Here is a 20,674-nt window from a genome sequence, read left to right as displayed (position 1 = left end):
CAAGTATTCATTACCATTACTTGGGGACACCGATGAGCTGGCAAAGTATTAACGAGTTACTCTCTTTTGTGTTATTTACCTATGATGGCTCACCCATTACCGTTTCGCAGGTACTACAGGTGCCATTGCTGCTGCTGTTAGCCTGGTTTGTGGTTACCCGTATTGGTAAATTGATCCGGCGATCATTATTATCACGTAAGGTGGCACCCGATGCGGTGCATCTGTTTTCGCGCATCTATTTGGTGTTGGCCATCGCGGTTATCTTAGTCACCAGTCTCGAGATCCTTAATATCCCCATCAAAGCCTTTGCCTTTGTCTCTGGCGCCGTCGCGATTGGTGTGGGCTTTGGCGCGCAAAATATCATTAATAACTTTATCAGCGGTTGGATTTTAATGTGGGAGCGGCCGATCCGTATCGGTGATTTTTTAGAGATAGGCGAAACCAAAGGAGTGGTAGAGAGCATCAATACCCGCTCAACGCTTATCCGCCGCAGCGACGGGGTGCATATGTTAGTGCCCAATAGCCACTTGCTGGAAAACACGGTCACCAATTGGACCTTAATCGACAACAACGCCCGCTCGACGGTGCGGGTCGGGGTCTCTTATGGCGTCGATGTGACGCTAGTGGCGCGCTTGATTAAGCAGGCACTCGATGAACGTGATGATATTTTAAAGTCTCCAGCGCCCATTGCCATATTTGAAGATTTTGGTGATAATGCGTTAATTTTCGATGGTATATTTTGGTTGTGTGCTAATTCTGAAGCCGATATTCGTAAGATCCGCAGCGATATTCGCTTTCGAATTTATCAACTGTTTGACGAGCATGAGATTGTCATTGCCTATCCGCAGCGAGATATTCACCTCGATGGAGTCATTAGCTTGCAACGCTCGGCAGTTGTTGCGGATACCCATAAGTAGGTTTTGCGTGGTGATCTAAGCGACTCCCCACTAGGTTTCATTCTGGGTATTAAAAGCTAAATTATTTTTGGACAAAAGTGTGTTGGTCTTCGAATGAAGGTGTAGGCATTTTTTGCTTGTAGCATTTAGTCGAGTTGGTTTTTATTTATTGATGGTAGCGTTAACCTTTATAGCAACCAATTGCCTGCAGCATGCCTTTCGTGCAGAGGTAATCCTTATTAAACAGTTTTTTATGTTTAAATTGAACTACTCAATGCAGCTAGAGCTTTCTGGGCTTCAGCTAACTTTTTTCGTTTATTCATTTTTTCAATTTTCTCATCGAGAACAATCTCTATCCCTATTTTAATTACAGGGAATGCCTTAAGACAGTTATTTTCACTTAACTCGTGAATACCTTTGCTTAAAATTGAATACATTGATTTATTTTCTACTAAGAATGTTGGGAGATCACTACTTAGCATTTCTATTTTTTCATTCATTCTTGCTCGTTTGTAAGCGTCTTCATCCCAAGATTCTTGCTTACTTACTTTTAAGTGAGACTCTTCAATGAGTAACTCAAAAATTCTTCTTAGATAAACAAAAGATCCAACACCAACTCCATGTGAAGCCAGACCTATTGCTTTAGTTAGTTCACTAAAGTACTGTTTATCTAAAACTTTAGAGTATTTTTTCACATCAAATAAGTTCAATTCTGCTATTGAGGGTAGTTGTCCAATTTTTTGAATTGTCGGGCATTTATAGCTTTAAAAAGAAATAACTGCCTATGTTCTTTATCCCTTGAACACTGAATTTCTATTGAAAAAACACCATAGTCAACCCAACTGTCAGGGGTGTAGTTTATGCTTTTAGAATATTGCCAATAGCGCTCAAAAATACTATGAGAGTTGCATTCAGGACAATAAGAGTCAAACGTCTCATCAAAATAAAATAGTTTCCTCCCTTTTTCATAATCAACTTCATCATATGAAACAATTTCATATAGTGGCGTTTCAATAAGAAATTCTTGTGGAGAAGGTGATTTTTCAGAAATGCTCAATATATACTCCCTTTAAACATAACGTTTGTATAGTGTGCATGCGCGTATATTTGGTAAAACGCGCATGCACATTTAATAAACCTATTATCTAAGCCGCAATTTGGCAAAGCTATTGATTAATAAGCACCCTATCAGGGTGGCGAAGAAAAAACGAGCACACTTAATCGAAAAATGCGCATTGATACAAAGGCCTTGCAGAAAGCAAGGCCGTTAGTGCCTATAAATGGATTAGTGAAGCTAGGCCAATTAACAGGTTATTTACCTAAGTAGCTTACCGAATGTAACTCGCTTTGGGGCAAAAGTACGTTAGCCTTTAACTCACTAGTCGTATCAAATGAAGTCCAATCGAAGAGGCGTTAGGTAGAGGTGTAAGCGCGGTTTTGGCCTTCGAAATCATGGATGATTTCGCAGAGCCCACACGGACGTGCTTGCGGCGAGCCAAAAGAGCGCTTGCACATTCCCCGCCGGACAGGCGATTAATAACAGTGAAGTTTCGACCTTCAAACACTTTCAATAAATGAAAATACAGCCAGCCGCTACTCAAACAAATGTCATCGTTCTTCATTCCAAGACCAGCACACTTTGGGGCAAAAGCTTCTTAGCCTTTAACTGACTATTCGTATCAAATGAAGTCCAATCGAAGAAGCGTTAGAGATAGGTGTAAGCGCGGTTTTGGCCCTTGGCGGCATGGCTAAAAATGTTCCTTACATTTTTTGGCATTCCCTCCATCCATGGAGGTCAGATGCCGCCGTGGAGCGTCCATGGACGGCTCACAACGATATCCCTATCTAAAAGCCAGTTCGACAATCCCTGTCTCTCGTTCATAAGCACGAAGCTATGCTTCACTCACCGAGCCAAAAGAGCGATTACACATTAGGTCGCTCCGTCACATCCATGTGATCACGACATTTGCGCATCCATGCACTGCACCTGCGGCAGGCAATTAACAGCCATGAAAGTGTGCTTTCAAAGCCAATCAATAAGTGAAAATTCAGTATAACGCTGCTCAAGCAAACTTTAAAAAATGCCAAACCTTCATCCCAAGGTGAGGTGACATCACCTACAATATCACGATCGTCGCTAATCCGAGGAAGGCAAAAAAGCCAACAACATCGGTGACTGTGGTTAACACCACGCCGCCGGCGAGTGCGGGGTCAACCCCCATTTTGCGAAGCAGTGGCGGAATGGTAGTGCCCGCCAAAACGCCAGCCAGCAAGACGATAATCATCGCCGAACCAAAGACCAAGCCCAACTGCCAATCGCCAAACCATTGAAAGGCGATGATGGAGACAATAGCAGCCCACAGCATGCCGTTTAATAGGCCGATACTAAACTCATGGCCAATCAGTTTAAGCATATTTTTGCTGTTAACCTGATTGAGCGCCAAGCCGCGAGTCACCATGGTGAGGGTTTGACTGCCAGCAACTCCTCCCATGCTTGCGACCACGGGCATCAACACGGCGAGGGCGACAATTTTTTCAATTGACGCTTCAAATAGGCCGATGACCCAAGCGGCTAAAAAGGCGGTTAACAAGTTGATGCCTAACCAGATAGCACGCCGCGCCGAACTTTGAAGCACAGGAGCGAACATATCGGGATGGTTGTTTAAGCCCGCGCGTGAAAAGACCTCTTTATCGGCCTCCTCTTGGATAACATCAATGACGTCATCGACGGTAATACGGCCGATAAGCTTATGTTGCTCATCAACCACGGGGGCAGAAATAAGGTCTTTATCTTTAAACACCTGCGCTACAACAGTGTCAGAGGTAAATGGGGTAAAGCTGGTGACTTCGGTGAGCATCACTTGTCGCACGCTAAGGTCAAGTTCGTTAGAGACTAGCTGACTTAACGGCACGATACCGAGCAATATGTTGTTACGGTCAACCACCATTAAACTGTCAAGGTGATCGGGTAAGGTGCCTTCACGTTGCCTTAGGCGGCGCAGGTATCGCAGGGCGGCTTTTATCGAGACATCGGCGCGCACGGCAGTGATGTCTACATCCATTAAGCCGCCAGCGGTTTCGTCGGGATAGTGTTTGACTTGCTCATAACGTTCGCGGCGTTGTGAGTCCATGGCTTGCACCATGGCCGAGATCACTGTGATGGGTAAGTCGCTGTCGATATCGGCTAATTCATCCATCTGCATGGCGCTGAGGCTAGCGATAAGCTCATCTTCATCTGTTTGTGAAATCAACGGACGGCGTAGCTCTGGGTGTAGCTCTAATAATATTTTGCCGTAGAGTGCAGTGGGGACCATGGGCCACAAGGTGAGACGTTCTTTTTGTGGCAAGGATTCAATCACGCGGGCCACTTCGGCGGCCGATGCGTTGGCTAATATGGTCTGTATTGTTTCATTATCATTTTGCGTCATAGCCTGATCGAGAGAGTTGATCAGATGATGAAATTTTTGCGTCATAGAGACCTGTTCCTGTGGGGGGTAAATGTCGCGCTAAAATCCAGTTTTCATTGCGAGGTCGGTAAAATTACTTTGCTACAGAGTTTAGTGCCGTCGCCATTATGTGAGTCTAGTTGAAGGGTAACCTATAGCGTAATGGTTACCGTTTATCGTGTTGACCTAGATGGTGACCTATTTATGACTCGCACGTGAGTTGCCGCGCAGGACATAGCTGTGATGAAAGAGTGTCTCTGGCTAATGCTGAGCAAGGTAGTTAAGCTAATTATTTGAAATACCATACCCTATTGCTCGTTTTTATGCCAATTAAGTTGAGGTTGTAAGCCCCAGCCACCTTGGCTTAGACGGTGATTTTTAGCGTGAATATCAGCAGAGGGAGATTACTAGCGTTAATATTGGATTAATGGGCGCGCCAGCGCCCATAGAGATGTCTGACAAACATGATTTACGGACAATTGACGCCACATTGATAGTCGCCAGCGGGTTGAGATTGCCGAGCGATGAAGTCTGCGTGACCAGAGATTAAGTACGGGAAAGCACCTTGGTAACGTGAGCATTGCCAGCAATTTGGCTGGTTAATTTATGTCCTATATAGCACTTTCACTACATGCCAACCAAATTTGGTTTTAACCAGATGGGGCGTAATAAGCTCACCCGAGAAGCAGACTTTATCGAAGGGAGGCACCATTTGGCCTTGTTTAAACTCGCCTAAACTGCCGCCTTTCTTGCCCGACGGACATGTGGAGTGTTTCTTTGCCAGCAGATCAAACTTAGCGCCTTTAGCCAGTTGCTGCATGATCGCTTCGGCTTGCTCTTTGTGTTTGACCAAAATGTGTAACGCTGCTGCGGTTCTTGCCATGATGTAAACTCATCTGTATTCAAAAGGATAACGCCAGCCACTGTGGCTTTAAAGTCAAATTGGCTGCGGTTTTGTGGCGCAATTATAGCAATGACCGCCGCGATATTCATCGCCTTAATATTACCCGTAGAGAATATGACCGCAGGTGCATTCGTCACAGACACGTTGCAATGCTGTGTGGCGCGAGTGAATTTGCTATAATGCGCGCCACATTATGATGTTATAGCGTAAGGTTGGCCTCGATGGTGCGTTGTGTTGGTACAGAGCTGCAACTTATTCATCTGTTTGTGCATTTAGTCAATGCAGGCGGTTTTTCTCAAGTGGCTAAAGAATTAGGCATGCCAGTGTCGACCGTCAGTCGTAAACTGACCAAGCTAGAGGCCCTGCTCGATACTCAGCTCATTATGCGCAGTACGCGTAAATTACGTTTGACCGAAGAGGGTAGCGCGCTATTTGCTCGCTACCAAAACGTGGTGGCCCAGTTTGATAGCTGCGCCGAAGCGCGCCTAGATAAACCCGAGGGCACCTTACGTATCGCCGCGCCTGTGTCCATTGTGTCGATGATCTTTATCGAGACGATTAACGCGTTTTCCAAAGCCTATCCCGATATTCAACTGCACATAACCCAAGATAACGGCAGCATAGATTTGATTGATGAAGGGGTCGATGTCGCTATTGTTGGCGGCGCGCAGCCGGACTCTTCTTGGGTATCGAAATCGCTTGGAGTGCTCGATTATGGTTTGTTTGCCTCAAGCGGTTATTTGAACCAAGCCCCTAGAATTACTCATCCGGTGCAATTGCCTGCACATCGCTTGATAAAAGTGTGGCCGCTGTTTAACTGGTCACTTAAACATATCGAGGGAGAGGATTTTTACTATGAAGGCCCGGCTAAGTTGACCCTTGGCGATCTGCATGGGGCGGTCAAGGCTGCTGTGGATGATGGCGGCATCTTGTATGGTCCATCGCTATTTGTGAAACCCGAATTAGCCTGCGGAGCATTGCAGCGGGTGTTGCCCGACTGGCGTGGCGAGCAGCGGCGCATTTCCCTGCTGTATCATCAACGCAGTCAGCAACCATTAAAGGTCAAACTGTTTATTGAATTTATGCAAGATAAGGCCAGCAAGCTGTTTGATTAAACGGCTAGTTGATTAAATGGATAGTTGATTAAAGCGCGAGTAAATAAAAAAACTGCCACCGACAAGGCGTCGATGGCAGCTGGCTCGAAGGTCAATTGCTGACCCGATAATTGTTAATTTAAGCCCAGAGGCGCATCGCGCCGCGGTCTTAAACTAGATAGACATTCAAACTGCATGCCCCATGTGCACCCACCACTAAGGCTTGTTCAATATCGGCGGTTTTCGATGGACCCGCGATAAACACGCCAAACTCACCCGCATCTAAACCAATCTTTTTGATGGCTTGGTGCATATTGGCGACCACTTTGTCGGCTTCGACCACTAAGAACAGGTTTTCGCAGATAAAGGGGGTCACGCGATGGCCTAGGTTTTTGTTATTAACCCAAATAGCGCCATTTTCGGCGACGGCCAGATCGCCTGGGATCACCGCATAATCGATATCTTTGAGCTCGTGGGCGGTATCAGGGACAGCGCGATTACCTTTGATCCCCTCCACCGTCGAGATCACCTGTAAGCCTTGGGCTATCAGCTCATCCACTTTAGCCTGTAAGCCTTCGAGTCCAGCGCGGCGATGCAGTGTGCCCGCTACAGTGGCAAGATTGGTTTCAAACTGGCCAATAACGTCGTCAATACGGGGGCTCACATCGATATTCGGCATCGCTTGTGGCTCAACCGCAACGGTTTTGAGCGCCTGCAGGATAGATTGTTTGCTTGACATATTACTGACCTCTATTTTTGTTAAACCAGGCTTCGAAACTGGAGTTTGGCGCGACCGGTAATTCGCGGTATTTACCCCATGCCCCTGAGAAAGGCTTTAATAGGGCACCAGGTAAGATCCGCAGTGCGGTGCGAGCAACGCTCATTGAACAGTTGAGCATGGTTTCGCTGGCCATAAAGTTACCTACAAGTGGCATGTAGCTGCTCTTGCCGTAAGGCAGCTGCTTCGCTTGCGCTTTGAGGCGACGATGGTGGTGAATAATCTTATCCAGTGGCACCTTAGTGGGGCAGACATACGTACAGCTGCCACACAAGGTACACGCCCAAGGCATAGAGTTGGTGGCGTCATGTTGTGAGCCGACGGCAATACCAATAGGGCCGGGAATAGTGTAGTTATAGCTAAAGCCACCCGAGCGACGATACACTGGACAGGTATTTAAGCAGCCACCACAACGGATACATTTTAGTGCTTCGGCTAAAATTTTATCCTGCAGCATCTTGGTGCGACCGTTGTCGACGATGATCACGTGCATCTCACCGTCAGTCTGTGGTCCACGGTAGAATGAGCTGTAGGTGGTGACAGGTTGGCCGGTGGCATTGCGTGCTAAGGTGCGTAGTAGCACGGCGGCGCTGTCGAGATCGGGAACCACCTTATCGATACCCATAGAGTGCAGCTGCAACTTCGGCAGGTTAGCGCCCATATCGGCGTTACCTTCGTTAGTGCACACCACCACTGCGCCTTTATCGGCAATGGCCATGTTCACCCCTGTCATGGCCGCATCGGCTGACAGGAATTGTTCACGCAGGTGAGCACGGGCCGCTCGGGTTAAGTAAAGTGGGTCTGATGCGCCAGCATCGGTGCCGAGTTTGTCATGAAATAGGTCGCCCACTTCCTCTTTTTTAAGGTGGATAGCAGGTACCACAATGTGTGACGGTGGTTGCTTGGCAAGCTGAATAATGCGCTCGCCTAAGTCGGTGTCGATCACCTCAATGCCATGGCTTTCAAGGTAGGGGTTTAAGTGACACTCTTCGGTGAGCATCGACTTTGATTTGACTAGTTTTTTGACCTGCTTTTCGGCCAAAATCTTATGCACTATCTGATTGTGTTCCACACCATCTTTAGCCCAGTGCACCTGAATGCCATTGGCTTGGCAGTTTTTTTCAAACTCTTCTAGGTATTGGCCCAAATGGGTAAGGGTGTGCAACTTAAGCTCAGACCCTAACTGACGCAGTTGTTCCCATTCGGGTAGGCTACCGGCGGCGCGATCGCGCTTTTCTCTCAGTGTCCATAACGCTTTAGAGTGCCAATCGACGCGAGGTTCATCTTGGCAAAATATTTCGGCTTTTTTCGCATGCGAGGCGGTAGTATGACTCGTAGACATAATGTACTCCTAAAGCGCGGCGTTAATAACTTGGGCGATATGTAAGGTTTCGATTGGCAGCTGTTGGCGCCTGATCATGCCATCTAGATGTAACAAGCATGAGGGATCGAATCCTACTGCGTATTTAGCCCCCGTTTCAGCGTGTGCTTGCGCCTTATCTTTGCCCATCTTGGCTGATACCGCGCCTTCATCGACGGCAAACGTACCACCAAAGCCGCAGCATTCGTCGTGACGGCCTGGGTAGACGATTTCAATATTAGGGATGTCCTTAAGTACCGCTTCCACTTTGTTCATGCGTGGCCCCATCTGTTCACTTGGAGTGGCTAAGTCGAGCATACGTATGCCGTGGCAGCTCAGTTGTAGGCTGATCTTGTGGTTAAACGGCTTGTTAAAGGCACCGATAGGCGCTACATCGTGAAGAAACTCAGTCAATTCATACAGTTTGTTGATCACAGCTTGGGCTTCTGGGCTGCTGTCAAATTCGTGGAAATTTTCTTTTGCGGCCACTAAGCAGGAAGCGGCGGGGCAGACGATGGCATCGCACTCGACGCCTTTAAAGGCGTTAAGCAGTTTGAGGGTGGTTTTTTTAGCCTCGTCAAAGCAACCCGAGTTAGTCATTGGTTGGCCGCAGCAGGTTTGCCCTTTAGGTAAGATCACCTGATGACCTAGTTTTTCCAATAGTTCAACGGTGGCGATACCAACGTGGGGCATCATTTGATTAACCAGACAGGGTATAAACAGTGCTATCTTCATGAAGCGCTCTCTTATTCAGTGACTGCATGGGAACCTATGTACTGGCAAGGAGATGCTCGAGTTGCCGTTACACAAGCAATGAATCTTTCCCATCTTGCAGGAATTGTTCGTGCCGATAATTTAAGCGTATATCCTTACAATAAGTAGTGCTAATTTAGTAAATATAAAACGGCATTTTTTCATAAATGAAACAGTCTATGTTCGACTGTTTTTATTGGTAAAATTTCTATGTGCTAGGTCAATAAATGGTGTTTTCAAACGACAATATAAAACGACTGTTTAAATTTTTTTATTTAAGCGTACAGCTGTAACTTTTTGAAAAGGCATATATTTAATCGTCGTCGTCGCTTGTAACTGTTAAATAAAGGCTTTTTTTGTTCTCAGAATGTTTGATCTCCTTCGAATTTTGTGACGTAATGCACACAAATTAAATGGTCGGATGAGTCTGAAGATGAGTATAAGAACAAAATTTAAAAAAGTACTGCCGAGTATTTCTACTACAGAACAAGAGGCGCTCGATGCGGGGGATGTGTGGCTAGAAGGGTCTATCTACCAAGGTGTGCCAGATTTCGACGCCCTGCGCGCTGTACCTGCGGTCAGCCTGTCTGCCGATGAGCAAGCGTTTCTCGATGGCCCTGTGCAGCAGTTGATCGAAATGGTCGATGATTTCGCGCTGCAAAATAGCACTCACCTGCCAGATAATATTCTTAACTTTTTAAAAGAGAATAAGTTTTTCTCTCTAATCATTCCTAAGGCCTATGGCGGGCTGGAATTTAGTCCTTATGCTAATTCGACCATTGTGGCCACCATTGCCGCTAAAAGCTCTGCGGTTGCGGTTACCGTGATGGTGCCTAACTCATTAGGCCCTGGCGAATTATTAATGCATTACGGCACCGATGCGCAGCGCGATTACTGGTTGCCACGCCTTGCTAATGGTCAAGAGATCCCCTGTTTTGCCTTAACGAGCCCTGAAGCGGGATCGGATGCGGGCGGGATCCCGGACGTCGGTACTGTCACTATGGGCGAGTACCAAGGCGAGCAAGTCTTAGGCTTGTCGGTTACTTGGGATAAACGCTACATCACCCTGGCACCTATCGCCTCGGTATTAGGCTTGGCGTTTAAGGTGCATGATCCCCAAGGGTTACTCGGCGGTAAAGAGATGCTCGGGATCACTTGTGCGCTTATTCCTAAGTCGCATCCGGGCGTGCAGCTGGGTAATCGTCATGATCCTATGGGATGCCGTTTTTATAACGGCACGACTCGCGGCGAGAACGTATTTATTCCGATGGAATTTATCATCGGTGGCCAACAAAATATCGGCCGTGGTTGGCAGATGCTAGTGGCGTGTTTGGGCGCTGGGCGTGGTATTTCATTACCCGCACTTGGGGTGTCAGTCAGTCAGGCGGCATTTAAGTCGTCGGCTGAATACGCCGCGGTGCGTGAGCAGTTTGGTCTATCCATTGGTCAGTTTGAGGGTATTCAAGAGAAGCTGGCCGATATCGCGGGTAAAACCTATCTGCAAGAGGCGATGCGTGTATTGACCACCGAAGGCCTAGGCCTTGGGCTAAAACCATCGGTTGTTACCGCTATAGCCAAATACCATATGACCGAGATCGGCCGTGATGTATTGAACTCGGCGATGGATATTCAGGCGGGTAAAGCGATTCAGCGTGGCCCACAAAATACCCTAGCGTCAGGTTATGTGGCGCAGCCTATCGCGATTACGGTTGAAGGTGCCAATATTCTTACTCGTAACTTGATGATTTTTGGTCAAGGTGTGATGCGCTGTCATCCCCATTTGCAAAGCATGGTGGAGTCGATTCATAGCGATGCCGCCGATGCCGATAAGACCTTTAATCGTATATTTAGACAAACGGTGGGTTATAGCGTTAACAATAGCTTGCGCGCCTTCCGTCTTGGTTTGCTGCCTTTTACAGCTAATGCGACATCCGGTTTGGGTGAGGTGATTGAATATGAAAAGTCGGTTCATAAGCTCGCCTCTAAGCTGGCGGTGTATGCCGATTTCTCGTTACTGGTATTGGGTGGCAAGCTCAAGCAGGCTGAGATGTTGTCTGCCCGTTTGGGCGATGTCATGAGCTACCTGTATGCGGCAATGGCTGCTATCCGTTATTACGAGCAGAAGGTGTCTGCCGCGAGCCGCGCTGAGGCCGCGCCGTATTTCCATTACGCGACCCGCTGGGCCTTGTGCAATGCAGAAAAAGCCTTGCTGGATTTCCTCGATAACTTCCCATCGGCGCCGACGCGTCAATTGATGAAACTCATCACAGTGACATACTCACCTAAGATGAGGAAAATCAATGATGACCTCGTGCGCGAGTTGGCTCATCAGGCGCAGTTAAATACTGGCTTTAAGCGTCAATTAACCCATCTAGTTAAACCTGTAGCGGGCGATGGTAACTACATTAACGAGCAGGCTTATTTAGCCAAGATTGCTTGTTTGCCGCTACTGGCTAAGGTGAAAAAGGGCTTGAAACAACGCACCTTTAAAAGCGGCGTGAAGTTTGCCTTAACCTTAGATGCCGCGCTTGATGCCGGTGTTATCACCCCGGGTGAACATAAGCAGCTGCAAGATTATAACCTCAAGCGTGAGCGCGCGATCCGTGTCGATGAGTTTGATTTCAACATGAACCTAGTCGATGACAGAGTCGAGTTGAAATTAGCAAATTAATGGCTTGTTATAAGCTGTCATGCCATTAATACCAAGCCGCCACTAGGGCGGCTTTTTACTGGGCGCTATCGCTGTTACAATTTGATTTTTATTTGAAGGATATTCAGTGTTAAGCCGTAAAGCCTATCGAAGGCGAGGGCCCGATTACCGCGGTGGTGAACAGGTCAGCTTTAATGACATTAAAGAGGTCTTTGGCCTTAATCATATTCGCCTTGGCAGTTGGGTTGAGACCGACGAAAAGCATAAGGCGGCCAATTTGATCTTTGATGCCTTTGCCGATCTGGCCTTTATGCTCAAGCTGCCGCCTTGCGCAATGGGGCTGCGCCAAAGCCTTAACTTAGCCTTTGGCACTGGTGGTCAAATGGGCGTTCAAGCCCATTATATGCCAGCTCACCGAGAGTTAGCGCTGGCAAAAAATGCTGGCGCGGGGGCGCTTGCCCATGAGTTTTGGCATGCCTTTGACCATTATATTGCGCCGAAAGCCTATCAGGTGCGCACCGCTGGTATCGCCTTTGCCAGTAGTTGTTGGTTAGCCGATGTCGAGCCGATTAACCACCCGCTAAATCAGCGCTTAGCCCATGTATTTCAAACCTGTTTATTAAGTCCCGATGGCCAAGACAGCCACGACTTTGTGACCCGTGCCGTTGCCTTAGATAAACAGTATCAGCGCTACTATTTTGCTAAGCCAACCGAGTTGATGGCACGGGCCTTTGAAGCCTGTATTGAGAGCCATCCAGAGGTCGACAACCCCTACTTAGTCGATGAAACCTTAAATTCAGATCTCGCGAACAGCGGAGGCTATCCTGATCTGGTGCACCGCGAGCAGATTTTTCAGCAATTGCTTAACTATTTTGAACCTCTAGGCGAAGCATTAGCGCGCCAATAAGGCCGTTCATTACTCGACCCAATGTAAGACATCACGAATGATAGACCAGCGCGGTTTATCTTCTATGGCGCCTTGGCCTAGCATCCAATAGTTATACAGCCGCTGCTGGTGGCCATCGACTTTGCGTAGCTTCTGCCAGTTATTGACGTAATTGAGTAGTGATTGATTGTCTTGGGCTACCGCATAAGCCACCGGGTATTGCACCTTACTTTCGAGCAAGGCAATGCCGTAACCGGGGAAGAATAAGGTCCAAGCTGAACCGGCTTCGGCGCTGATGACTACCGCATCATATTTATCGGATTTCTGCCTAAAAAAGGTTTTATAACCGTCGATTTTAACAAAGGTGAGGTTGGGGTAGTTGGCCTTGGCTTCTTCGATAATGTCACTGTGCTCTACATAGGCGATGGTGGTATTTTGCAGCGCTAAAATCGATTGTTTGCGTTTAAAACTGTTGACCTTATGGTCTTTGGTGGCGATAGCTAAATTTAATTTGAGCACAGGGTCAACATAACTCAGCTCATCCATTTGGTTGATATCCATGGCTAAGCCTGACATGGCAATATCGAAAAACCCCGCCTTGAGTGACTCGGCCAAGTGATCTTTATGAAAAGGAATAAACTCCACTTTTACCCCTAAGTCTTCGGCGAGTTTACTGGCCATTGCGCTGTCAAATCCCACTAGTTGGGCGGCATTATTATAGTAGCTAAAAGGCACATTGCTGGGGATGTAACCCACCTTTAATACTCCGCGTTGGCGGATAGTTTGCACATTGGCGATTGGGGCGCTTGGCGTTTTGCCTAGGACAGGAAACTGTTTTTTAACGATAGTCGGCACTTTATCGGCCACCTGCATATTGGCAATCACGCCGCTGGTGACATCAGGGCTGTGGATCAACATGCCCATACCCACTCGGCTCACCACTAAGGTCAAGGCGACTCCTACGACGACGCCAATACTTAATTTCAGCAGTTGTGGTGGGCGCAGTCTTAAACGCCGCTCAAACAGGGATACCGTGAGTAGTGTTAAGGCAAATAGGTACATAACGGCGGCTATAGAGTTAAATTTTCCGGTAATAAAGCCTGACATCACAAACAGTTGAAACAGATCTTGCGGCAGATGCAGTAAGTCCAACATAAAAGGAATGGCGACATAGACGCTACCAAACAAAGAGAGCAGACCGCTAATCGACAATGACGGAAGCTCGCTAATGTCCACCGGAGTGCCGTTAAACCAGCCGGCAAACAGCACAAACAAAATGACCGTCAGTTTACCGATATTGGGAAAGGTAAAGGCGATGGGCACCAAAATTTCAATTAGGGTTTCGGCGTCATCGCTGAGACTTTCATGTTCGCGCATGATCTGCTTACATTCGTCGACAATCACAGGGATCACGATAAAAATATTGCCGGTCGCGAATGCGGTGACCACGCTCGATTTCGCGATGCGCAGCGCCTGGGTATAGGTCACTGGGGTGAGTGAGGCGATGATCCACGGCAACAGCCAGAAAGTGAGCAGTAAACAAAGCACAAAATAACTGATGAGATACACCTGCATACTGGCAAATTCATCGACTCCCATAGTGCCCGCCGCCGAGGCTGACATGGCAAAAATGCCTATCGGCAAGACCCGTACCAGCGCCTGAGTGATCTTAGAGAATATCTCGCTACAGGTATGCATAAAGGTGATGATAAGCTGTTTGTTTTCGCCCTCCATGCCAATGAGCGCCAGCCCCATGGCGATACTGAATACCACCATAGCAGGCACATAGCCCGCCGCCATCGACTCAAACGGGTTGGCCGGAATATACAGCTTAAAGTAATCGATAGGAGTCGTGGGCTCGACAATGCTGGTGCTGAAAAAAGAGGCCGTTTCAACAAAAGGAAATGACAGCGGCATGAGGGCCACCAGCACTAAGCCCATAAGCCACAGCAGTAACATGATGACGCCAGCGCGGCTAAAAATTAAACTGGCGGTGGTGCGCTTAAGTTTGCCGATACCGCCAATGAGAGAAACCAAAATAAAGGGCAGCACCGTCATCTGCATTAACAGAATGACGCTGGTGCCAATATTACTGAGCCAGCCGACGGACTCGCCAAAAAACAAGCCCACGCCAAAGCCTATAAACATGGCCACTATCATCTGGGTGGAGCTTTGCATCGCGCGCAGTTTTGTTAGCACAGGTTGATTCCATTTGAGTAGTCGATAACGCCAGGCTAGATGACGACAATGACTGGTGGGTAAATAATCGCTTACTGGTTGTTTATTATAGGGTCTGTAGCAAGGGAGGATAAAGGGTTAACAGTGATTATTGTCAGTATGGTGATTTATTTGTGTTAAAAACTATCATTACTAACGTCAATGGCGAAACGACTTACTGTCGTATGCAGATGTGAGCGGTGATTTGTATGACACTGACTTAACATGCTTTGTTAGACTTTTATCCGTTTAGACGTCTATAATGCCCGCGGTCTTGACGGCGATGCCACTTTGTATGGAATAACAGTTGTGCATTGCCATTATAGGTAACCAAATTCGAGTCAATCTTTTGTGGTGCCCAGTTGCGTCAGTCGCAATGGGATAATCGGGAAGCCTGTGAAAATCTGGCACTGCCCCCGCAACGGTGAAAGGTGAAAGCTGGGTGCGCTTGCTATAACTAAGCGTTAAAAAAACTCAGTCTTGTCGTATCAACCGCAGTTTGGGTTTATACCTATCCTCAGTCCGGAGACCGGCCCTTAAGGTGATTTTGAGATTTCGGCGGGCAGATCTCGAAATGCGACCTCATATCGCCTATTCGGCGGCGTGAAGTCGTGACCTCTTGCCCCGTTTCCCTTTTAGGAGTTAAAGGTAAATGGGTACACAACCTACAGCTATCGCCCTGTTAATTGGCGGTTTATTTAGTTTTTCTGCGTTTTCAGTGACGGCGCAAAATGCCACCTCTGCGCAAATCAATATCGACGACACCATTACCGTTATTGGTCGCAATGTCAGTACCCCTCTCAATATTGCCGCTAACGTCAATGTGATTGATGCCGCCGCGATTGAGATGAGTGGCGCAACGAGTTTAACCGAAGTGTTACGCGGTCAAAGCGGTATACAGATTTCCGATTCAAACACCGGAGCCGTATTTGCACTGCGGGGCTTTAGTGCTAGCCAAGCGGCGAGTAATACCTTGATTTTGATTGATGGACGTCGACTAAACAATATCGACATTGCCGCCCCAAGCATTAGCGCCATTGCCCTTAATCAAGTTGAGCGTATCGAGATCATGTCTGGGAGTGCGGGGGTGCTATATGGCGATCAGGCGGTGGGTGGTGTGATTAACATCATCACCAAAGCGCCACAGGGCAGTGGTGGCAGCGTGCAGCTTTCAGGGGGCAGTTTTGATACCTATGAAGGTAACGTTGATGTGTCAGGGGCGATAAATGCTAATTGGCGTTTTTATGGTGCGGCCAGTTATAACCAAGGGGATAACTATCGCGACCATAACGCGAATGAAACCTCATCGTTATTAGGGCGCTTGCAGTATCAAGACGATGCGCAGCACTTTTTTGCCGAAAGCAGTTACTATGACAACCGTCGAGAATTGGCTGGCGCATTAACCCTCGAGCAGATTGAACAAGATCCACGCCAATCAGATGCCAGCGCACTAGGTGCCTATGACAGTTATCTGCATGAGATGACCACGGCGCTGCGTTCGGGCTACCAGCGTCAACTCAATCAGCAATGGGAGCTTGGGGCGGATATCAATTATGCCGACACCTTAATCACAGGGCTCAATAACTGGGGCAGTAACCGCCGCGATACCCGCTCATTACTAGAGTTTAACCCTAAGGCGACTGCTAACTTTACTACTGAAAACGGCCCGTTAACCCTAGTGACCGGGCTCGATTTAAGCCGCGGTGAGTCAGTGTTTAGCAGTGGCCGTGAAAACGTGCAAAAGCAGGCCAGTGCCTATGTGCAAGCCACAGTGCCTCTGACTCAAAGTGTGAGTTACATTGTGGGTGGTCGTTATGCTGAGGTGACCGACGATCTGCGTGACCCCAGCGCCTATGCTAACGGCATTGAGCTGGATCAGGATGCCCACGCATTTGAACTTGGGATTAACTATCGCCCCACGGACGCTCAGCGTTTTTACCTGCGCGCCGACGACAATTTCCGCTTTGCCAAGGTTGATGAGCAAGCCTATACCCCGGCCAATGTGAAGGGGCTTAAGCCGCAAACTGGCCGTTCTTATGAAGCGGGGTGGGACTGGACGCTAGCGCAGCAAATACTGCGAGTGAGTGCCTATCGCCTCGATCTAGAAGATGAAATCGTATTCGACCCTAGCGCCGACACCCCAACTGGCGGCAGTTTCCCTGGTGCTAACGTGAACGCCGATGCATCACGTCGTTATGGTGTCAGTTTAGATTGGGATTGGCAAGTTATGCAGCAGGTGCTGCTGGGGCTTGAATATAACTACATTGATGCCGAATTTACCGATGGCGTTAATGATGGTAAGTCACTCTCTTGGGTGGCGAAGCATTCGGGTCGTGGCTATATCAGTTACGATATCAGTGAACATGTGCAACTGTTTGTTGAAGGTCTGTATACGGGGGAGCGCTTTATCGAGGGCGATAACGCCAATGTTGATCCTAAGCTAGCGGATTACCTGCTCACCAATGTCGCGCTTAACTATACTCGCGGCTCGTGGTTAGCCAGCTTGCGAGTCGATAATCTGCTTGATGAAGAGTATGTTAGCGCAGGTTATTACAGTGCATGGGGCAACGGTTATTACTCGGGGACTGGCCGCGCGCTGCGTTTAACCGCGAGCTACCGCTTTTAAGCGGTAATGCGTGCACGCCAGGTGACTTAAAGTAAGATAAGGCCAATCAGGTTTGCTGATTGGCTTTTTTATGACCGCAATTTTATCGTAAGTAATGCTAGCGCTAGCATTACTCGTGAGGTTCAGGCTTAACAGCTCCTTAAATTGATTAAGCCAGACTTAATCATTACAGGTTAGTCTTGTGAGTGGCAAAGCGATAAACAAGGAGTTAAAAGATGAAATTAAAATGGCTACTCTTGGGTATCGCCATCGTGTTGCTGGCCTGGCTACTGCCTCAAAAGGGCGAGACGTTAGCAACATTACCGCAGCATGGGCGTATTTTGGCCTTTGGCGACAGCCTCACCCAAGGCGTAGGCGCCAGTGCCGGAGCCGATTATCCCAGTGTTCTGGCTAACTTAACCGGCCTTGAGGTGGTCAATGCTGGCATTTCTGGCGAAACCAGCGGCGAAGGGGCGCAGCGATTTGCACAGGTGTTAGATGCCACCCAACCTCATTTAGTGTTATTGCTGGAAGGCGGCAACGATTTTTTACGTAATATGAGTGAGCAGCAAGTTGAGCGAAATTTAGCGCAAATGATTGAGCAAGCCCAGCAGCGTGATATTGCCATTGTTTTAATTGCTGTGCCTCAAAAAGGGATTTGGCTGACACCTGCTAGTCTCTACAAGCGTTTAAGTGAGCAATATGGCTTACTCCTTATTGAAGACAAACTGGCAGAATTACTTAAATCGAGCGAGCTAAAATCTGATGCGATTCATCTCAATAATGCCGGTTATCGTCAGTTGGCTGAGCATCTGCATCAACGTTTACAGCAGGCGGGAGCTATTTGAGTGGGTGATGTTGAGATTGTAAGTAGTCAATTTTGCTTATTGCTTATTACTCATTATGATTTCATCTCAAACTTATCATGAGTTTTACTCATAAAAGCTATTTACCGCTATATAGGGAGTCTCTTACACGTCAATACCCTGCAATTAGCGGGATAAAAAGCCATTTTAAATGCCTTTATTACCTCGAACTGAGGTTATTTTGCGTTCCAAATTGTAACGCTTGTTAGTGGCTTGTAACTTCGTAGCGCTATGACGCGCTGCATAATAGGATTTTATGGCTGACGTGCTCTGCTTTATCGATTTATTTGCGTTAAAGTAGTGTTTTGTGGCAAATCGACTTGACCGCAGCGGGCGTTTTATGGGTAAATTCGATGGTAACAATTGGCGATTTGCCACAACGATTAATCAGGTTAATAACTTCTCATGACAGATCTTGAGCATCAAGTATTCACTCAAGTACGTGCGATTATCGGCAATGAAGAGCAGGTCATTGGTCGCCGTGGTATTCTTATCCCGTTAAAAAAAGCCATTATTGCCGACGGCGATATTCGTAATGTCATTGATATTGTCTCCTCCGATCCTGCATTAGCAGCTCACATGCTGTACCGCAGCAATGCGGCCGCCGCCCCCTGTGCTGCCGCCGTTAAAAACCGTTCCCTCAAAGATGCCTTGGTTCGTTTAGGCCAAATTAACATTTATCGTTACGCATTTACTTTCTATCTCAAAGAGCGACTCGATGAGTTGCCTCAGCTGTATAAAAAGTTGGTGACGGGTTACTGGACACTCACCGAAAGCATTGCAGCAGAATCGGTCGACAGTTTACACCAAATGGAAGGGGTGAATATTGACCCTGATGAAGTGCAAACCTTGGCGCTGTTTAGCGTGTTTGGCGAAATTGTCGCCTTAACCGCCTTTGCGTATTTAAACGCTGAATCGGAACAGTCTCTACCCCTGTCTATCATTAAATCGATTATTGATAATCATAAACAGACCCTCACCCTCGATGCTTTTGAGTCACTCGATTTAGATGAGGAATTACGTCAAGAGTTTATGATCGCGCACAACTTACGTCAGACACGTAACAGTGACTCACCCGGCCTGATTTTACGCCGAGTATTGGCGATGCGTAATCAGTTGCTCAAGCCACTTTAATCATTATCGATTGTTAATCATAAACTCTAAAAACCTGTTTTTTTTAGTAAAAAATAGGTTTTTAGTGTCTAAATGGGCATCATCATATCAGCTAAGCCATTATTGCATCTTCTTGTTTTACCATCCCTTCGCTAGCCACTAACTGCAACCAGTGTTGCGCCACTCGAGTTTTGCTACTGCTTCGGCGATAGGCCCCAAATAGCGGGCGTTTTAAGCCGTCGCGGCCTAATGGTAGCGCGCTAAGTGACAAGCCGTGGGCTTGGTTAATCGACCATGTGGGGAGGGCGGAGACGCCATCTTTACAGGCGATGCGTTGCAGTAGCATGGAGGTGAGATCGCATCGAATTTGTTTAGCGATAGGTACGCCCGCAGGCTCCATAAAGTGGCGGTAAATGTCTAAACGTTCGGGCGGCACAGGGTAGGTGAGCAAGGTTTGCTGAGCTAAATGAGCTGGGCTGACAAAGGGCTGCGTTGCTAGGGGATGATCGGCGGCACAAATAAGTTTTACTTCAAAATCAAATAAGTGCTGATAGGTAATATCATGATCTGGAATAGGATCTGACGTCAGTACCACATCTAATTCCCCCCGCTTGAGTGCCGTTAGCGAATCAAATAGGTGCCGGCTCGATAGCTCTAAATTACTGTGGGGAAAGCTGGCATTAAACTCAGTGATAACCGGCATTAACCAGCGAAAACAGCTGTGACATTCAATCCCCACAAACAGATCGGTATTGTCACTATTGAGACCATTTTTAAGATCAAGTTCGGTCTCTGTCACCTTAGGCAATATCTCTTCGGCTAGGTGCAGTAGCCGCGCTCCCTCCTGAGTAAACGACAGCGGCTTGCTCTTACGGATAAAGATGGTTGAGTTAATCCGAGTTTCCAGCTCTTTGATTTGATGGGATAAAGCCGATTGGGTGACAAAGCGTTTCTCTGCAGCCCCAGCAAGACTGCCACTTTCCTTGAGTGCAACTAATGTTCGTAAATGCCTAAGCTCTATCATTTTTACCTCAGATGAATCTTGCTCATGTTGGGGTTGAAATCAATTCCATTGCGAACCAACAGATTAACACAATAAACTTCTA

16 protein-coding genes and 1 riboswitch are annotated in these 20,674 nt (G+C 47.5%); of the genes, 7 read left to right on the top strand and 9 right to left on the bottom strand.

Going from position 1 to position 20,674, the window contains the following annotated elements:
• The first annotated feature begins 32 nt into the window (after positions 1-32).
• Positions 33-917, top strand: a complete 885-nt coding sequence (locus AC5YBZ_RS13425; protein WP_494523829.1) for a mechanosensitive ion channel family protein — start codon at positions 33-35, stop codon at positions 915-917.
• A 236-nt stretch (positions 918-1,153) separates the two neighbouring features.
• Here the strand turns inward: AC5YBZ_RS13425 and AC5YBZ_RS13420 are convergent, their stop codons facing one another.
• From AC5YBZ_RS13420 to ppiC, 4 genes are all read right to left on the bottom strand, one after another.
• A complete protein-coding gene (locus AC5YBZ_RS13420; protein ID WP_494543029.1) occupies positions 1,154-1,591 on the bottom strand; it encodes a hypothetical protein in 438 nt (145 codons plus the stop codon).
• 20 nt (positions 1,592-1,611) lie between these two features.
• Entirely contained in the window at positions 1,612-1,953 is a 342-nt protein-coding gene (locus AC5YBZ_RS13415; protein ID WP_494543028.1) for a hypothetical protein, read from the bottom strand.
• A 1,060-nt stretch (positions 1,954-3,013) separates the two neighbouring features.
• Entirely contained in the window at positions 3,014-4,369 is a 1,356-nt protein-coding gene (mgtE, locus tag AC5YBZ_RS13410; protein WP_494523824.1) for a magnesium transporter, read from the bottom strand.
• A gap of 577 nt (positions 4,370-4,946) precedes the next feature.
• Positions 4,947-5,225 carry a peptidylprolyl isomerase PpiC gene (gene ppiC, locus AC5YBZ_RS13405; RefSeq protein ID WP_494521095.1) on the bottom strand — a complete coding sequence of 93 codons (279 nt, stop codon included), beginning with the start codon at positions 5,223-5,225 and terminating at the stop codon, positions 4,947-4,949.
• Between the two features lie 242 nt (positions 5,226-5,467).
• On the opposite strand from ppiC, the gene AC5YBZ_RS13400 reads away from it, so the two are divergent.
• Complete coding sequence (locus AC5YBZ_RS13400; RefSeq protein ID WP_494523823.1) at positions 5,468-6,361, top strand: LysR family transcriptional regulator; 894 nt, start codon at positions 5,468-5,470, stop codon at positions 6,359-6,361.
• 148 nt (positions 6,362-6,509) lie between these two features.
• Here the strand turns inward: AC5YBZ_RS13400 and AC5YBZ_RS13395 are convergent, their stop codons facing one another.
• Genes AC5YBZ_RS13395 through AC5YBZ_RS13385 form a run of 3 tightly spaced genes read right to left on the bottom strand, consistent with a single transcriptional unit; the run spans position 6,510 to position 9,213 of the window.
• On the bottom strand, positions 6,510-7,079 hold the full coding sequence (locus tag AC5YBZ_RS13395; protein WP_494543027.1) for a LutC/YkgG family protein: 570 nt from the start codon (positions 7,077-7,079) through the stop codon (positions 6,510-6,512).
• A 1-nt stretch (position 7,080) separates the two neighbouring features.
• Positions 7,081-8,460 carry a lactate utilization protein B gene (locus tag AC5YBZ_RS13390; protein ID WP_475514640.1) on the bottom strand — a complete coding sequence of 460 codons (1,380 nt, stop codon included), beginning with the start codon at positions 8,458-8,460 and terminating at the stop codon, positions 7,081-7,083.
• Positions 8,461-8,469: 9 nt separating this feature from the next.
• On the bottom strand, positions 8,470-9,213 hold the full coding sequence (locus AC5YBZ_RS13385) for a (Fe-S)-binding protein (RefSeq protein WP_475514639.1): 744 nt from the start codon (positions 9,211-9,213) through the stop codon (positions 8,470-8,472).
• 451 nt (positions 9,214-9,664) lie between these two features.
• Here AC5YBZ_RS13385 and AC5YBZ_RS13380 point away from each other — a divergent pair, with 451 nt between their 5' ends.
• Entirely contained in the window at positions 9,665-11,902 is a 2,238-nt protein-coding gene (locus tag AC5YBZ_RS13380) for an acyl-CoA dehydrogenase (protein WP_475514638.1), read from the top strand.
• A gap of 106 nt (positions 11,903-12,008) precedes the next feature.
• Positions 12,009-12,788, top strand: a complete 780-nt coding sequence (locus AC5YBZ_RS13375; protein ID WP_475514637.1) for a CLCA_X family protein — start codon at positions 12,009-12,011, stop codon at positions 12,786-12,788.
• A gap of 9 nt (positions 12,789-12,797) precedes the next feature.
• Here AC5YBZ_RS13375 and AC5YBZ_RS13370 read toward each other — a convergent pair whose 3' ends face one another.
• Positions 12,798-14,966, bottom strand: a complete 2,169-nt coding sequence (locus AC5YBZ_RS13370; protein ID WP_494543026.1) for a cation:dicarboxylate symporter family transporter — start codon at positions 14,964-14,966, stop codon at positions 12,798-12,800.
• Between the two features lie 353 nt (positions 14,967-15,319).
• A riboswitch (cobalamin riboswitch) is annotated at positions 15,320-15,536 on the top strand.
• Between the two features lie 100 nt (positions 15,537-15,636).
• On the opposite strand from AC5YBZ_RS13370, the gene AC5YBZ_RS13365 reads away from it, so the two are divergent.
• The 3 genes from AC5YBZ_RS13365 (at position 15,637) to AC5YBZ_RS13355 (ending at position 19,589) form a co-directional block, all read left to right on the top strand.
• Positions 15,637-17,610, top strand: a complete 1,974-nt coding sequence (locus AC5YBZ_RS13365) for a TonB-dependent receptor (RefSeq protein ID WP_494543025.1) — start codon at positions 15,637-15,639, stop codon at positions 17,608-17,610.
• A gap of 215 nt (positions 17,611-17,825) precedes the next feature.
• Positions 17,826-18,437, top strand: coding sequence for a GDSL-type esterase/lipase family protein (locus AC5YBZ_RS13360; RefSeq protein WP_110457476.1), 612 nt, complete (start codon positions 17,826-17,828; stop codon positions 18,435-18,437).
• A gap of 423 nt (positions 18,438-18,860) precedes the next feature.
• Positions 18,861-19,589, top strand: coding sequence for an HDOD domain-containing protein (locus tag AC5YBZ_RS13355; RefSeq protein ID WP_475514633.1), 729 nt, complete (start codon positions 18,861-18,863; stop codon positions 19,587-19,589).
• A 91-nt stretch (positions 19,590-19,680) separates the two neighbouring features.
• Here the strand turns inward: AC5YBZ_RS13355 and AC5YBZ_RS13350 are convergent, their stop codons facing one another.
• Positions 19,681-20,592 carry a LysR substrate-binding domain-containing protein gene (locus AC5YBZ_RS13350; RefSeq protein ID WP_494543024.1) on the bottom strand — a complete coding sequence of 304 codons (912 nt, stop codon included), beginning with the start codon at positions 20,590-20,592 and terminating at the stop codon, positions 19,681-19,683.
• Positions 20,593-20,674 lie beyond the last annotated feature (82 nt).

The organism is Shewanella sp. 553 (assembly GCF_059338375.1).
This window is presented reverse-complemented; position numbering and strand designations above follow the sequence as displayed.

Excerpts from the sequence above, each read along its gene's own strand:
- mgtE (WP_494523824.1), bottom strand. The coding sequence starts at position 4,369 with ATGACGCAAAAATTTCATCATCTGATCAACTCTCTCGATCAGGCTATG.
- AC5YBZ_RS13360 (WP_110457476.1), top strand. The coding sequence starts at position 17,826 with ATGAAATTAAAATGGCTACTCTTGGGTATCGCCATCGTGTTGCTGGCC.
- AC5YBZ_RS13380 (WP_475514638.1), top strand. The coding sequence starts at position 9,665 with ATGAGTATAAGAACAAAATTTAAAAAAGTACTGCCGAGTATTTCTACT.
- AC5YBZ_RS13385 (WP_475514639.1), bottom strand. The coding sequence starts at position 9,213 with ATGAAGATAGCACTGTTTATACCCTGTCTGGTTAATCAAATGATGCCC.
- AC5YBZ_RS13355 (WP_475514633.1), top strand. The coding sequence starts at position 18,861 with ATGACAGATCTTGAGCATCAAGTATTCACTCAAGTACGTGCGATTATC.
- AC5YBZ_RS13350 (WP_494543024.1), bottom strand. The coding sequence starts at position 20,592 with ATGATAGAGCTTAGGCATTTACGAACATTAGTTGCACTCAAGGAAAGT.
- AC5YBZ_RS13390 (WP_475514640.1), bottom strand. The coding sequence starts at position 8,460 with ATGTCTACGAGTCATACTACCGCCTCGCATGCGAAAAAAGCCGAAATA.
- AC5YBZ_RS13395 (WP_494543027.1), bottom strand. The coding sequence starts at position 7,079 with ATGTCAAGCAAACAATCTATCCTGCAGGCGCTCAAAACCGTTGCGGTT.
- AC5YBZ_RS13400 (WP_494523823.1), top strand. The coding sequence starts at position 5,468 with ATGGTGCGTTGTGTTGGTACAGAGCTGCAACTTATTCATCTGTTTGTG.
- AC5YBZ_RS13365 (WP_494543025.1), top strand. The coding sequence starts at position 15,637 with ATGGGTACACAACCTACAGCTATCGCCCTGTTAATTGGCGGTTTATTT.
- AC5YBZ_RS13425 (WP_494523829.1), top strand. The coding sequence starts at position 33 with ATGAGCTGGCAAAGTATTAACGAGTTACTCTCTTTTGTGTTATTTACC.
- ppiC (WP_494521095.1), bottom strand. The coding sequence starts at position 5,225 with ATGGCAAGAACCGCAGCAGCGTTACACATTTTGGTCAAACACAAAGAG.